The following is a 14,763-nucleotide window of genomic DNA, read 5'->3' on the forward strand; positions in this document are numbered from 1 at the left end:
TGTCAGTGGATGCGCATTATAGGGAGCGGCCGATTTTGCGCAAGGGCTTTTTTGACATTTTTATGAAAAAAGGCGGCTTTGTACATAAAATAATCTTAAACCGCTTTTTATTCATGTTTTGTTAACTTCCCGTTATCTTTTACCAGCCAGTTGTCGGGCAAAATCCCTGACTTTATCCCAATCGGTAAACTCGAGATCCCGGCTGGTATCGGTGCTGCCGCCGGTTATCTTCATGATCAGCTGGATAATGCGGGTCTGCCACCAATTGTATTCGCTGTATTTCAGCGCGCCGGCAAACACGCCTATGGCTCGCGGCCGCCAGGGTGACTTGGCCAGAAACTTTTTTATATAGGCGTTGTTCTTGGGATCGGCCTTTTCCGGCTTGCGTGCGGTAAGGCAGACACAGAAGAAACTCGCATCGGCTGCGGCCAACTGCTCACTGTGGATATGAATAAAGTTATAGAGGTCCCGATGGAAATGACCATAGCGAACAGAAGCGCCAATAAGCACCTTGTCATACTTGCTGAGGTTTTTCCGGGTGGAGCCATGCAAGTCTGATACTTCCACATCGTAACCGCTAAATTCATCCTGCATCGCCTCGATGATTTTTCTCGTCTGACCATTGCGAGATGAATAAAGTACCAACAGTTTTTCCATAGACTCCTCTTAGCTACGCCAGAAGGCAGGCGTAAACAGTACCAGCAAGGTAAATATTTCAAGACGGCCGAACAGCATGGCCAGGACCATGATCCATTTAGCGCCGTCGGTGGTGGTGCCGAAATTGGCAGCCACATCACCCAGGCCCGGACCGAGATTATTCAGCGTAGCCACCACGGCGGTAAAGGCCGTCAGTTCTTCCATGCCGGTTGCCAGCAGCGCCAGCATACAGAGCACGAAGACCAGAGCATAAGCGGCAAAGAAGCCCCACACCGCTTCCACCACTTTATCAGCTAATGCCTTATTGCCAAGTTTAATACGATAGACGGCTCTTGGGTGGATCAGCCGCTTCAGCTCACGCATTCCCTGCAGGTTCAGCAACATGATACGCACCACCTTGATACCGCCGCCGGTACTGCCGGCACAACCACCGATAAAGGAGGAAAACATCAGCAGTAACGGCAGAAACAACGGCCAATCGGCAAAGCCGGTGGTACTGAAACCGGCGGTGGTGGAAATGGATACCGCCTGAAACAGCGACTGGTCCAGTGCCTGCCAAGGATCCGTATATACCCGATGCGCCCACAGGGCCGACAGACAGATGAGTGTCAGTATCAGCTGTATCCCGATAAAGACTTTTACTTCCGGATCGAGGCGGTACACCGACAACCGCAATCCCCGGTTGGCGAAGGCGGCAAAGTGCAGGCTGAAGTTGACCCCGGCAATCAGCAGGAACACCACGATAATCAGGTTGATCATGGGGCTGTTGAAATGGCCCACGCTGGCGTCGTAAGTCGAAAAGCCGCCGATGGCCACGGTAGAAAAGGAATGACAGATGGCATCGAACAGGTTCATGCCCGCCAGCCAGAGCAGCAGGGCACAGGCAATGGTCAACACCAGATAAATGTACCACAGGGTTTTGGCGGTTTCGGCAATGCGGGGCGCCACCTTGTTGTCTTTGACCGGGCCCGGTATTTCGGCACGAAACAGCTGCATGCCACCGATGCCGAGAATGGGCAGTATGGCCACCGCCAGCACTATGATCCCCATGCCACCCAGCCACTGCAGCATCTGCCGGTAAAACAGAATAGCCTTGGGCAAGGTATCGAGGCCGCTAATCACGGTAGCGCCGGTGGTAGTGAGGCCAGAGAAAGATTCGAAGAAAGCCTCGGCCACCGTCATATCCGGCTCGGTACTGAGCATGAAGGGAATGGCCCCCACACTGCCCAGCACGGTCCAGAACAGCACCACGATCAGGAAGCCTTCTTTGGCTCTCAGCTCTTTATTGTGGGTGCGATTGGGAAACCACAGCGCCAAGCCCAGGATAAGACAGATAACGAAGGCACTGAAAAAATCGAGTCCGGCACCGTCCCGATAGATGTAGGCCACCAGAGCCGGGGCCAGCATGGTGACGCTGAACAGGGCGACCAGAATGCCCACGATGCGGATAATTGTGCGTATATGCATGGTACTTCCAATATACAAGGGTCTGCTGATCTTTCGCGGTTAAATTTTGTTCGAGCAGCAAAATCACCTCGAAAGCTCAACAGACCCCAAACTCAGCCAGCATCCGGTTCCACCGGTCTGGCCACCACTCGTCCCTGGCTACGATCCAGCAGTTGACGACAAAACTCCGGTACGGCTCGCGCCTCAACCGATAGCACACCGGTTACCTCGGCACCGTAATCCACTTGTAGCCACTGCCCCTGATATTCACCAAGCAAAAACTCCAGCAACGCCATATCGCCGTAATCGGCTCTGACGTCGAGCGAGGCCATGATGCGCCGCTCAACGGTCTTCAGTTGCGTCAATGCCGACGCCAGGGTGCCACCATAGGCCCGCACCAGCCCCCCGGTACCCAGCTTGATGCCCCCGAAATAACGGGCAATGACCGCGGTAATTTCGCCAATTCCCGAACCCTGCAGCTGGGCCAGCATGGGTTTACCGGCTGTGCCCGAAGGCTCACCATCATCACTGAAGCCCAGCACCCGGGAGTCGGTCGGCATGCCGGCAACAAAGGCCCAGCAGTGATGGCCCGCCGAAGGCTCCCGGGTGCGCACCGCCTCGATAAAAGCCCTGGCTGCTGCAGAGTCCGGAGTATGGGCCAGATAGGCGATAAAGCGGCTTTTTTTAATCTCCTGCTCCCACACCACCGAAGTAGCCGGTACCAGATAGGGAGACATATTCATGACTCTCACTCCCAGGCAAGGCAAAGTCGCCCGATATTGATGATTAGGCCCCATTAGGGTCTACATACCTTTCGAGGTTGAATTCTGTTCTAGACAAACGCGTTTAGCCGAACCCACACACTGCGGCAAAAATCATCCCGAAAGGTCAACAGCTCCTATAAGCCGGCGAAAAATAGCGCGACATTGTTGCCGAATCGGCAGGGGAAGTCATCTTTTGCTCGTTTACAGCCGGGTTTTAACCCCTTGAAAATAACCAGACAAAATTAAAACAATTGTTTTAATTTGATATTGAACTCTGCTGTTTTTCTGTTCATAGTGACTTCATCCCTGCCCGGGAGTATCGGAGCAGCCCAAGGGAATCTAAGGAGACATTAGGATGATCTACCAAGGCGAAGCCCTCTCTGTACAATTACTGCAAGACGGTATTGCTGAACTGAGCTTTGACGGCAAGGGCAGCATCAACAAGCTGGACAGAGCCACCCTGCTGTCGCTGGAGCAGGCCGTTACCGCACTCGAGCAAACCCCGGATCTGAACGGCCTGATGCTGACCAGCCGCAAAGACGCCTTTATTGTCGGTGCCGATATCACCGAGTTTCTGGACATGTTTGACCTACCACAAGCCAGACTCGACGACTGGCTGTCTCAGGCCAACCGCATTTTCAACCGCATCGAAGATTTGCCCTTCCCGACCGTGAGCCTGGTGCGTGGCTACGCCCTGGGTGGCGGTTGCGAGTGCATCCTGGCTACCGATTTTCGTATCGGCGACGTCAGCGCCCGCATCGGCCTGCCGGAAACCAAACTTGGCCTCATGCCCGGCTTTGGCGGCACGGTACGGCTGCCCCGGCTGATCGGGGCCGACAACGCCATGGAGTGGATCACCACAGGTCAGGACAATAAAGCAGATGTCTGCCTCGCCCTGGGTGTGCTGGATGCGGTGGTCGACACCGACAAGCTGCAGGCTTCTGCCATACAGCTGCTGAAAGACGCCGCTTTAGGTAAACAAGACTGGCAGGCAAAACGAGCACAGAAAACGGCACCGCTCACGCTGGACAAGCTGGAAGCGGCCATGAGCTTCAATACTGCCAAAGGCATGGTGGCCGCCAAGGCCGGCCCCCATTATCCGGCCCCCATGATGGCGGTAACGACCATCGAAGCCGCCGCCAGACTGGACCGGGATCAGGCACTGCGCATTGAACAAAGCAATTTCATCACCCTGACCCAGACCTCGGTCGCCCGGGCCCTGGTCGGCATTTTCCTGAATGATCAGTTTATCAAGAGTAAAGCCAAACAGGCGGTCAGGGCCGCCGAACCCGCCCGCAAGGCGGCGGTGCTGGGCGCCGGCATCATGGGTGGCGGCATCGCCTATCAGTCGGCGGTAAAGGGGATTCCGGCGGTGATGAAAGACATCAACGACCAGGCGCTGACTCTTGGCATGAACGAGGCCGGCAAACTGCTCAACAAACAGCTGGAGCGGGGCAAGATTGATGGCACCAGACTGGCCACAGTACTGACCGGCATCACCCCTACCTTAAGCTATGACGGCCTGCAGGGCGTCGACACCGTGGTGGAAGCGGTAGTCGAAAATCCGAAAGTTAAAGCACAGGTGCTGGCCGAGGTGGAAGCCCATGTGGCAGACGATACCGTGATTGCGTCCAACACCTCGACCATTCCCATCTCGACTCTGGCCAAAAGCCTCAAGCGGCCGGAGCGCTTCTGCGGCATGCACTTCTTCAATCCGGTACACCGGATGCCGCTGGTGGAAATCATCCGCGGCGAGCAGACCAGCGATGACACCATCAACCGGGTGGTGGCCTATGCCGCGGCCATGGGCAAGTCACCGATAGTGGTCAACGACTGCCCGGGTTTCTTCGTCAACCGGGTGCTGTTCCCCTACTTCTTCGGCTTCAATCAACTGGTGGCCGACGGCGCCGACTTCGTACAGGTCGACCGGGTGATGGAGCAGCAATTCGGCTGGCCCATGGGTCCGGCCTGGCTGCTGGACGTGGTGGGAATCGACACCGGTCATCATGCAGCGGCGGTGATGGCCGACGGCTTCCCCGAACGCATGGGCAAGAGCGGCAAGGATGCCATCGATGTGATGTATGAACAGCAGCGTTTCGGCCAGAAGAACGGCAAAGGCTTCTATGACCACCGCCGGGACAGGAAAGGCAAGCCGGTGAAAGAAGCGGATCCCGAAAGCCATGAGCTACTGGCCACCGTCGCCGGCGAACGCTCCGACTTCGAGCCGGACGACATCATAGCCCGCATGATGATTCCCATGATCAACGAGGTGGTGCTCTGCCTGGAAGAAGGCATTATCGACTCCCCCGCCGAGGCGGACATGGCGCTGGTGTACGGCATCGGCTTTCCGCCGTTTCACGGTGGCGTGTTCCGCTACCTGGACAAGATGGGACTCGCCGCCTACGTGGCGCTGGCCGACAAATTCGCCCATCTGGGCCCCCTCTATCACGTCAGCTCCGGTCTGCGCCAAATGGCCGCCGACAACAAGACGTTTTACTGATTGGCGCAAGGAGACAACAGCATGAACAAGGCACTCAACGAGGTCGTCATTGTCGACTGCATTCGTACCCCCATGGGTCGTTCCAGGGGCGGCGCTTTTCGCAACGTCAGAGCCGAGGATCTATCCGCTCATCTGATGCGCGGCCTGCTGGCCCGTAACCCGGCGCTGGCCGCCTCCGATATCGAAGATGTGTACTGGGGCTGCGTGCAACAAACCCTGGAGCAGGGCTTCAACATAGCCCGCAACGCCGCCCTGCTGGCCGGCCTGCCCAAACAGGTGGCCGCCGTGACCGTCAACCGGCTGTGCGGCTCCTCGATGCAGGCACTGCACGATGCCAGTCGCGCCATCATGGTCGGCGATGGCGATGTCTTTATCGTCGGCGGTGTCGAGCACATGGGTCACGTGCCCATGAACCACGGGGTGGACTTCCATCCGGGCCTGGCTCTGAATGTAGCCAAGGCCTCCGGCATGATGGGACTGACTGCCGAAATGCTGGGCCGGCTGCACCACATCAGCCGCGAACAGCAGGATGCTTTTGCGGTACGCTCTCATCAAAGGGCCCACCTGGCCACCCGGGAAGGTCGCTTCGCCAACGAAATACTGGCTACCAACGGCCACTCAACCGACGGCAGCCTGACCCTGTTCGAGCAGGACGAGGTGATTCGTCCGGACACCAGTCTGGAATCCCTCGCCCAGCTGCGCCCGGTGTTCGATCCGGTCAACGGTACCGTGACCGCCGGCACTTCCTCGGCGCTGTCCGACGGCGCCGCCGCCATGCTGGTGATGTCCGCCGACAAGGCCTCCGCCCTGGGGTTGAAGCCCCGCGCCCGCATCAGGGCCATGGCCGTGGCCGGCTGTGACCCGGCCATCATGGGCTACGGACCGGTACCGGCAGTGCACAAGGCACTGAAACGCGCCGGACTGTCGATAGCGGATATCGACCTGTTCGAGCTGAACGAGGCCTTCGCCGCCCAGTCGTTACCGGTACTGAAAGAACTGGGACTACTGGAGATGATGGACGACAAGGTCAACCTCAACGGCGGCGCCATCGCCCTGGGGCACCCGCTGGGCTGTTCCGGCGCCCGCATCTCGACCACACTACTGAACCTGATGGAAAGTAAAGACGCCACCTTCGGCGTGGCCACCATGTGCATCGGGCTGGGCCAGGGCATCGCCACCGTGTTCGAGCGGGTATAACCGTCGTTTGTAGATCAATCAGACAAAGGGCCCACTCCGCCGGCTCGCGGTAGGCGATGGCACTCACCGTTTCATCCCTGAAACGGAAGGTCGGCGGAGCAGCCTCCTTTGTCTTCTTATACCAATCCCAGTAATGATCTGGTCATATTGAGGCCCCAGACCAGAGGCAACACAGCCGCCTCCCTCGACACGCCATAAGCCCTCCGTGGGGGCTCGGAAATGCCGTCCTTGGCATTTCACGGTCGTGGGAGCCGTTCTCTGTTGCCTCTTCTGGAACTCCGAGTTGTCCGCAGGCAGTGCTAACAGGCGACGCCGGAGCATCAAGGAGGGCAAAGGGATCTGCTCCACCGACCATCACATGACAGGGACGTCATGTGCTGAGCGTCACAAGGAGGTGCTTGAGCGGGTCGGTGGAGCGGGCCCTTTGTCCGGGATGGGTATGACAGTCAAAAAGATCGAATATTTAATGCGATGGGTATTACAGCTGACAGCTTACCGCTTAAAACTTCCTTAACGGTTGACCATAATTTAAACAGCATTAAAATAGTCAGGTTTATTGCAAGATAGCGAATATATGACGATGTCTCTTCTCGATCCCCAGCATCACCTCGATGCCACCGGACTGCGCTGCCCCGAGCCGGTGATGATGGTCCGCAAGCAGGTGCGCACCATGGCCGCCGGCGAAACCCTGCTGATCACCGCCGACGATCCCTCCACCACCCGGGATATTCCCAGCTTCTGCCAGTTCATGGATCACGCCTTGCTGTCCTGCCAGGTAGAGCAACTGCCTTACCAGTTCCTGATCCAGAAAGGCAACTGAATCATGGGGCCGCAGATATGAGGCCCTCCCGGCAGTCATACTAGCCGCCAGTCTCGTTTGGTAAAGATACCCATGCTCACCGTCAGCAATGCGCTCGGCCCCCTGTTTCTGTTGATTCTCACCGGCGCTGTGCTCAGGCGATTGCGCTTTCCCGATCCGCAGTTCTGGCATGGCGCCGAGCGCTTTATCTATTTCCTGCTGTTTCCGGCCATGCTGATCAGCACCCTGGCCACGGCCGACTTCGGTCAGGTGGCTTTTGGCGGCATGATCAGCCTGCTGGCCGGCCTGCTCATACTGCTGGCCGCCGGGCTCTGGCTACTGCGCAACCGGCTCGGGCTGGATCTACCCTCTTTCAGCTCTGTATTTCAGGGCGCCCTGCGCTTCAATACCTACGTGGGTCTGGCCGGAGCCGCGGCCCTGTACGGTGAGGCCGGTATTACTGCCGCCGCCGTGGCCATTGCCATCATGGTGCCTCTGGTCAATATCCTCTGCGTATTGATGTTTGTCGGCTGTGGTGGCAGTGGCCAATCCGGACTCTGGGGTGCCCTGCGGGCGCTGGCCAAAAATCCCTTGCTGCTCGGCTGTCTCATCGGCATAGCCCTCAATGTCTCTGGTATAGGGCTGCCCGGCTGGAGTCGGGACACCCTGGCCCTGGCCGGGCAGGCCGCCTTGCCATTGGGATTGATTGCCGTGGGGGTCGCGTTGCAGCTCGAGGCGCTGCGCGGTACCGGAGCCGCGTTCTGGCAGGCTTGCGTCATCAAGTTCGGCCTGCTGCCGCTGCTGGCACTGACGGCGGGTTGGTTACTGGGGCTAAAAGAGGTAGAGCTGGGAGTGGTGGTGCTCTTTACCGCCCTGCCTACCGCGACTTCATCCTACATACTGGCGCGGCAGATGGGCGGCAACGCGCCGCTGATGGCCGCCGTGATCACCGGCCAGACTCTGCTGGCGATGGCGGTGTTACCGTTATGGATGTCGCTGTTGGGTGCCTTGCAGCCATAAAAAATGCCCGCTGATGAGCGGGCATTTTTCTGTCACCAAGAACCGGAGCGCTTAGGAGATAGGGCTCAGGGTGATCTCTACCCGACGGTTCTGGGCCCGGCCGTCTGCGGTGTTGTTGCTCGCAACCGGCTGATTGAAACCGACACCACGAATGTTGAATCGATTGGCGGCGGCGCCCTGGCTGATCAGGAACTGGCCCACGGAAGCGGCACGACGCTCGGACAACGCCTGGTTGTGACTGGCAGAGCCGGTGTTATCGGTGTGACCCACCACGTTGACGTAGGTCTTCTCATACTCTTTCAGCACCATGGCCACACCGCTCAGGGTGTTATAGAAGCTGGGCGACAGATCGGCACTGTCTACCGCAAAGGTAATGGAGCTTGGCATGTTCAGGATGATGTTGTCGCCATTACGAGTCACGCTGACGCCGGTGCCACGCATCTGGTCACGCAGTTTGGCTTCCTGTACGTCCATATAGTAGCCGACGCCACCACCCAGGGCCGCGCCACTGGCGGCACCGATCAGGATGCCTTTCTTGCGATCGCTGGAGCTGGCAGAAGCACCACCGATGACGGCTCCTGCCAGGGCGCCCAGGCCGCCACCGATGGCGGCTTTGGAAGTCTCTCGCTCACCGGTGTAAGGGTTGGTGGTACAGGCAGAAAGAGCCAGGGTCGCAGCAACAGCCAGACAGATTTTTTTCATAAAATAGGTTCCATATGTAGCAAGCACAAGTATTCCACAATATAGCCCCGCTTGCGGGGTTCTACAAAGCCTCATTTCACCCCGGATGTCAGCTGCTGTCGTGGATCGGATGCCGGGGGCAGCTGAGCAAGTGGTCATTAACCATACCGGTCGCCTGCATGAAGGCATAACAAATGGTGCCACCGACAAAAGAAAAGCCGCGCCGCTTCAGCGCCCGGGCCATGGCCTCCGACTCATTCGTGCTGGTCGGCACCTCATTCAGGGTCGGCCAGCGGTTGATCACCGGTTTGCCGCCGACGAAGTCCCACAGCCAGTGGCCGAAATCGATGCCCTGCTCCTGCATCCGCAGATAGGCCCGGGCATTGGTGATCACCGAGCGGATCTTCAGCCGGTTGCGCACTATGCCTTTGTCCTGCATCAGCCGCTCGACATCCTGCTCGCCGAAGGTGGCGATGAGCTCCGGGTTGAAATCGGCAAAGGCCGCCCGGTACGCCGGTATCTTGCAGAGAATGGTAAACCAGCTCAATCCCGCCTGCTGGCCGTCCAGACACAATTTCTCGAACAGAGCCCGTCCATCGTACTCGGGCACTCCCCACTCCCGGTCGTGATAGGCCTGATATCTCGGGTCGTCATTCACCCAGCCACAGCGTGCCAGCATGGTCTCTCCTTGCCATTTGTATTCTGTAATGCGAACGGGACACACCCTAAGCCTATATTCGCATCGGGTCAGAAGGTATACTCATCCGCCTAGTTTCACACTGCGAATGCACCTATATCAAGGCGCGAACATCATGCAAAAATTCGATATCAATACCTTTCAGGGTCTGATCCTGACATTGCAGGATTATTGGGCCCAGCAAGGCTGCACCATAGTACAGCCTCTGGATATGGAAGTAGGTGCCGGCACCTCTCATCCCATGACCTGTCTGCGCGCCATAGGCCCGGAGCCGATGGCCACCGCCTATGTGCAGCCTTCTCGCCGTCCTACCGACGGTCGCTACGGCGAAAACCCCAACCGATTGCAGCACTACTATCAGTTCCAGGTGATGATAAAGCCCTCACCGGACAACTTGCAGGAACTCTATCTGGGCTCGCTGCAGGCACTGGGTCTGGATCCGCTGGTGCATGATATCCGCTTTGTGGAAGACAACTGGGAAAACCCGACCCTGGGTGCCTGGGGGCTGGGCTGGGAAGTCTGGCTCAACGGCATGGAAGTGACCCAGTTCACCTACTTCCAGCAGGTAGGCGGCCTGGAATGCAAGCCGGTCACCGGTGAAATCACCTACGGCCTGGAACGTCTGGCCATGTACATTCAGGGTGTGGACTCGGTCTACGATCTGGTGTGGTGCGACGGTCCGCTGGGCAAGACCACCTATGGTGATATTTATCATCAGAACGAGGTAGAACAGTCTACCTACAACTTCGAACATGCAGACGTGGACTTCCTGTTCGGCTTCTTCGAACAGTGCGAGAAAGAATGTCGGCACCTGCTGGCCCTTGAAACGCCGCTGCCGCTGCCCGCCTACGAGCGTATTTTGAAAGCGGGCCACGCCTTCAACCTGCTGGATGCCCGCAAGGCGATTTCGGTCACCGAACGTCAACGTTACATATTGCGTATCCGCACCCTGACCAAGGCAGTCGCCGAGGCTTACTACGCCTCCCGCGAGGCCCTCGGCTTCCCCATGTGTAAAAAAGAAGGATAAGGGACCAGCATGGCTGAACAGAATTTTCTGGTTGAACTCGGTACCGAAGAGCTGCCGCCGAAGGCATTGCGCAGCCTGGGCCAGGCCTTTGCCGACAACCTCAAGCAAGAACTTACCAACGCCGATCTGCCCTTTGCCGAGGTGCACTGGTATGCCGCTCCCCGCCGCCTGGCGGTGTATGTTACTGAGCTTGCCGCCGGCCAGCCCGACAAGCAGCTGGAAAAACGCGGTCCGGCGGTACAGGCCGCCTTCGACGCCGACGGCAACCCCACCAAGGCCGCCATGGGCTGGGCCCGGGGCAACGGCATCGAGGTCGGTCAGGCCGGACGCCTGAAAACCGACAAGGGCGAGTGGCTGGTACACATCGCCGACATCAAGGGCAAGGCCGCCACCGAGCTGCTGCCCGCCATGGTCGAACAGGCGCTGAGCCGATTGCCGATCCCCAAGGCCATGCGCTGGGGTGGCAAGAGCATCCAGTTTATCCGCCCGGTGCATACCCTGACCCTGCTGCTGGGCGACCAGCTGCTGCCGGCCACCATTCTGGGGGTCGACTCGGCCCGCACCCTGCGCGGTCACCGCTTCATGGGTGAGCAGGAATTTGAACTGGCTCATGCAGACCACTACCTGCAGGCGCTGGAGCAGACCGGTAAGGTGCTGGCCGACTTCGAGAGCCGCAAGACCATCATCAAGAACGGTGTCGAACAGGCCGCCGCCGCCGCAGGCGGCATTGCCGACCTCGACGAGGATCTACTGGAAGAAGTCACCTCGCTGGTGGAATGGCCGGTGGTGCTGACCGCCGTCTTCGAGGAAAAATACCTCAAGGTACCGGCCGAAGCGCTGGTGTATACCATGAAGGGCGACCAGAAATACTTCCCGGTCTACGATGCCGACGGCAAGCTGTTGCCGACCTTCATTTTCGTCACCAATATCGAGTCGAAAGACCCGAGTCAGATCATCGGTGGTAACGAAAAAGTAGTACGTCCGCGTCTGGCCGACGCCGAGTTCTTCTTCGATACCGACCGCAAGACACCGCTGGCATCCCGGCTGGAACAGCTCGACAAGGTGCTGTTCCAGAAACAGCTGGGTACGGTCAAGGAAAAATCCGAGCGCATCAGCGCCCTGTCCGGCTTTATCGCCGCCGCCATCGGTGCCGACAAGGCTCAGGCGGAACGTGCCGGTCTGCTGTCCAAGTGTGACCTGGTCACCAACATGGTGTTCGAGTTCACCGACACCCAGGGCGTGATGGGCATGCACTATGCCCGCCACGACGGCGAAGACGAAGCCGTGGCCCTGGCGCTGAAAGAACAGTATCAGCCCCGTTTTGCCGGTGACGATCTGCCCAGCCAGGACATCTCCGCCGCCGTGGCGCTGGCCGACAAGCTGGATACTCTGGTCGGCATTTTCGGCATCGGTCAGACTCCCAAAGGCGACAAGGACCCCTTCGCTCTGCGCCGGGCCGCCCTGGGTGCCCTGCGTATCATCGTCGAAAAAGACTACGACCTGGATCTGCCGATTCTTATCGAGCAGGCCAAGGCACTGTACGGCGACAAGCTGAGCAACGCCAAGGCCGCCGACGAGATCCTGGACTTCATGTTGGGCCGCTTCCGCACCTGGTATCAGGATCTTGGCTACGGCGTGGATGTCATTCAGGCGGTGCTGGCGCGCCGTCCGACCCGCCCGGCCGACTTTGATGCCCGAGTGAAGGCCGTCAGCCAGTTCCGCGAGCTGGACGCCGCCGCCGCCCTGGCTGCCGCCAACAAACGGGTGGGTAACATTCTGGCCAAGTTCGAGGGCGAGATCCCGAGCGAGATCAACCCGGCCCTGCTGCAGGACGAAGCCGAGAAGGTGCTGGCCAGTCAGCTGGCCGAACTGGCCGAGCGCCTGACGCCGCTGTTCGCCACCGCCGATTACGACAGCGCCCTGAGCGAGCTGGCCGCCCTGCGTGAAGGCGTGGACAGCTTCTTCGATCAGGTGATGGTAATGGCGGAAGACGAAGCCATGCGACTGAATCGCCTGGCGCTGCTCAACCAGCTGCGCAACCTGTTCCTGCAAATCGCGGATATCTCGCTACTGCAGTAACGGTCCTCGCTTTGTGAGCCTCGAAAGCCCCGCCGATGCGGGGCTTTTTATTTTCTGGTCTTACCAAATCCCCCGGAATTTGTGTTACAAATTAATAGTATCGAAATGCAACAAGGAAAGTGCCGATGATTAAAGTCATTATCGAACGTCATATCGCCGAAGGGCTGGAAGATGCCTACCTGGAGAAAGTCCGCAGCCTGATGCTGCAAATCACCGACAGGCCCGGGTTTCTGAAAGGCGATGCCTACCGGGACGCACATCATCCCAATCATTTCTATGTCATATCCAACTGGGAAAACATCGAATGCTGGGAACGCTGGCAGGACTCTTCCGCCCGGCAGAACATGCTCAGCGAACTCAGCCCCTTCATGGAAGACGAAGAAAAATGCACGGTGCTGGCGCTCAAGATCAGCTACGCAGCCCAGCCGGACAAGTACGCCCGGCCGACCCAGACCTATTCTTACTAGCCCTTATTAGCCCCCATAAGCCCCGAACCCATCGCCCTGGTGTTGCAGATAACGGTTAACACCAGGGCGGTGTCGTCGCTCCCCACCTCGGTCGACACCAGAGACGATATCGGATAACGTGACCCTTTCGACAACCGCTTTCTCTTTGGTAGTTATCTCATGGAATTTTCAGCATTCGGTCAGAAGTTCACCCGCCACGCCGGCATTACCCAGCTGATGGACGATCTCAACCAGGGCCTGACCACCCCCAACACCATCATGCTGGGCGGCGGCAACCCGGCCGCGATTCCCGAGGTGCTGGCCTATCTGGATCAGCAATCCCAGCAGCTGGTGAAAAATGGCGATCTGCTGAAAGCCATGGCCAACTACGATGGCCCCCAGGGTAAGGATGCCTATATTCGCGCCCTGGCCAAGCTGCTGTCCAAGGAACTGGGCTGGCCGGTCGGCCCCGAGCATATCGCCCTGACCAACGGCAGCCAGACCGCCTTCTTCTATCTGTTCAACCTGCTGGCCGGCGACTTTGGCAACGGCCGCAAGAAAAAGGTGCTGTTCCCGCTCGCGCCGGAATACATAGGTTACGGCGACGGCGCCCTGAGCGAAGATCACTTCAAAGCCTGCAAGCCCACCATCACCCGGCTGGATAACGGCCTGTTCAAGTATCACGTCGATTTCGACCAGCTGGAAGTAGGTGACGACATCGGTCTGATCTGCGTCTCCCGGCCCACCAATCCCACCGGCAACGTGCTGACCGACGAAGAGATCATGCGTCTGGACGACATCGCGCGCGAGAAAGGCATCCCGCTGCTGATCGACAACGCCTACGGCATGCCCTTCCCCAACATCATCTTCACCGATGCCAAGCCGTTCTGGAACGACAACACCATTTTGTGCATGAGTCTGTCCAAGCTGGGGCTGCCGGGCGTACGTTGCGGCATAGTGGTAGCTCCACCTGCCATTATTCAGGCCATGACCAACATCAGCGGCATCATCAACCTGGCCCCCGGCAGCATGGGCCCGGCCCTGACGCTGCCGATGATGGAAAACGGTGACGTGATCAAGCTCAGCAACGAGGTGATCCGCCCCTTCTACCAGGCCAAGGCACAGCAGGCGGTAACTTGGCTGCAGCAGGCCATCCCCCTGCCCCAGTTTCATATTCACAAGCCGGAAGGCGCACTGTTTCTGTGGCTGTGGTTCGAGGATCTGCCTATTCACTGTCAGGAACTGTATGAGCGCCTGAAACAGAAAGGCCTGCTGGTGGTGCCCGGCCATTATTTCTTCCCGGGTATCGAAGACGGCGGCTGGGCTCACAGCAAACAATGTATTCGCCTCAACTACGCCCAGTCGGAAGCCGATGTACAGGCCGGCATCAAGATACTGGCCGAAGAAGTGCTGGCGATCTACCAGGCGCCCGTCGTCGAATAAACAACGA

13 protein-coding genes are annotated in these 14,763 nt (G+C 58.5%); 8 read left to right on the plus strand and 5 right to left on the minus strand.

Annotated features, from left to right (window positions below; genetic code table 11):
* Nucleotides 1-132: 132 nt before the first annotated feature.
* The 3 genes from hemG to ACLEIV_RS10005 form a co-directional block, all read right to left on the minus strand.
* Nucleotides 133-657, minus strand: coding sequence for a menaquinone-dependent protoporphyrinogen IX dehydrogenase (gene hemG, locus ACLEIV_RS09995; RefSeq protein WP_410456506.1), 525 nt, complete (start codon nucleotides 655-657; stop codon nucleotides 133-135).
* Between the two features lie 9 nt (nucleotides 658-666).
* Nucleotides 667-2,124 (minus strand): TrkH family potassium uptake protein, encoded by a 1,458-nt coding sequence (locus ACLEIV_RS10000; protein WP_410456507.1) that lies wholly within the window; start codon nucleotides 2,122-2,124, stop codon nucleotides 667-669.
* A 92-nt stretch (nucleotides 2,125-2,216) separates the two neighbouring features.
* Nucleotides 2,217-2,846, minus strand: a complete 630-nt coding sequence (locus ACLEIV_RS10005; protein ID WP_410456508.1) for a YigZ family protein — start codon at nucleotides 2,844-2,846, stop codon at nucleotides 2,217-2,219.
* A gap of 376 nt (nucleotides 2,847-3,222) precedes the next feature.
* Here ACLEIV_RS10005 and fadB point away from each other — a divergent pair, with 376 nt between their 5' ends.
* From fadB to ACLEIV_RS10025, 4 genes are all read left to right on the plus strand, one after another.
* The gene (fadB, locus tag ACLEIV_RS10010; RefSeq protein WP_410456509.1) at nucleotides 3,223-5,367 is read left to right on the plus strand and encodes a fatty acid oxidation complex subunit alpha FadB; all 2,145 of its coding nucleotides are present in this window, start codon (nucleotides 3,223-3,225) and stop codon (nucleotides 5,365-5,367) included.
* A gap of 21 nt (nucleotides 5,368-5,388) precedes the next feature.
* Nucleotides 5,389-6,564 carry an acetyl-CoA C-acyltransferase FadA gene (gene fadA, locus ACLEIV_RS10015; protein WP_410456510.1) on the plus strand — a complete coding sequence of 392 codons (1,176 nt, stop codon included), beginning with the start codon at nucleotides 5,389-5,391 and terminating at the stop codon, nucleotides 6,562-6,564.
* A 574-nt stretch (nucleotides 6,565-7,138) separates the two neighbouring features.
* Nucleotides 7,139-7,384: a sulfurtransferase TusA gene (tusA, locus tag ACLEIV_RS10020; RefSeq protein ID WP_410456511.1), complete on the plus strand. Its 246-nt coding sequence runs from the start codon at nucleotides 7,139-7,141 to the stop codon at nucleotides 7,382-7,384.
* A 72-nt stretch (nucleotides 7,385-7,456) separates the two neighbouring features.
* Nucleotides 7,457-8,383 (plus strand): AEC family transporter, encoded by a 927-nt coding sequence (locus ACLEIV_RS10025; RefSeq protein ID WP_410456512.1) that lies wholly within the window; start codon nucleotides 7,457-7,459, stop codon nucleotides 8,381-8,383.
* 51 nt (nucleotides 8,384-8,434) lie between these two features.
* Here ACLEIV_RS10025 and ACLEIV_RS10030 read toward each other — a convergent pair whose 3' ends face one another.
* On the minus strand, nucleotides 8,435-9,085 hold the full coding sequence (locus tag ACLEIV_RS10030) for an OmpA family lipoprotein (protein WP_410456513.1): 651 nt from the start codon (nucleotides 9,083-9,085) through the stop codon (nucleotides 8,435-8,437).
* An 88-nt stretch (nucleotides 9,086-9,173) separates the two neighbouring features.
* Nucleotides 9,174-9,743 (minus strand): DNA-3-methyladenine glycosylase I, encoded by a 570-nt coding sequence (locus ACLEIV_RS10035; protein ID WP_410456514.1) that lies wholly within the window; start codon nucleotides 9,741-9,743, stop codon nucleotides 9,174-9,176.
* Between the two features lie 133 nt (nucleotides 9,744-9,876).
* On the opposite strand from ACLEIV_RS10035, the gene glyQ reads away from it, so the two are divergent.
* From glyQ to ACLEIV_RS10055, 4 genes are all read left to right on the plus strand, one after another.
* The gene (gene glyQ, locus ACLEIV_RS10040; RefSeq protein ID WP_410456515.1) at nucleotides 9,877-10,788 is read left to right on the plus strand and encodes a glycine--tRNA ligase subunit alpha; all 912 of its coding nucleotides are present in this window, start codon (nucleotides 9,877-9,879) and stop codon (nucleotides 10,786-10,788) included.
* A 9-nt stretch (nucleotides 10,789-10,797) separates the two neighbouring features.
* Nucleotides 10,798-12,867: a glycine--tRNA ligase subunit beta gene (gene glyS / locus ACLEIV_RS10045; RefSeq protein WP_410456516.1), complete on the plus strand. Its 2,070-nt coding sequence runs from the start codon at nucleotides 10,798-10,800 to the stop codon at nucleotides 12,865-12,867.
* A gap of 125 nt (nucleotides 12,868-12,992) precedes the next feature.
* Nucleotides 12,993-13,334: an antibiotic biosynthesis monooxygenase family protein gene (locus ACLEIV_RS10050; protein ID WP_410456517.1), complete on the plus strand. Its 342-nt coding sequence runs from the start codon at nucleotides 12,993-12,995 to the stop codon at nucleotides 13,332-13,334.
* Between the two features lie 159 nt (nucleotides 13,335-13,493).
* On the plus strand, nucleotides 13,494-14,756 hold the full coding sequence (locus tag ACLEIV_RS10055; protein WP_410456518.1) for a valine--pyruvate transaminase: 1,263 nt from the start codon (nucleotides 13,494-13,496) through the stop codon (nucleotides 14,754-14,756).
* Nucleotides 14,757-14,763: the final 7 nt, after the last annotated feature.

This window comes from Oceanisphaera submarina (assembly GCF_046521305.1).
GTDB classification, from domain to species: Bacteria; Pseudomonadota; Gammaproteobacteria; order Enterobacterales; family Aeromonadaceae; genus Oceanimonas; species Oceanimonas submarina.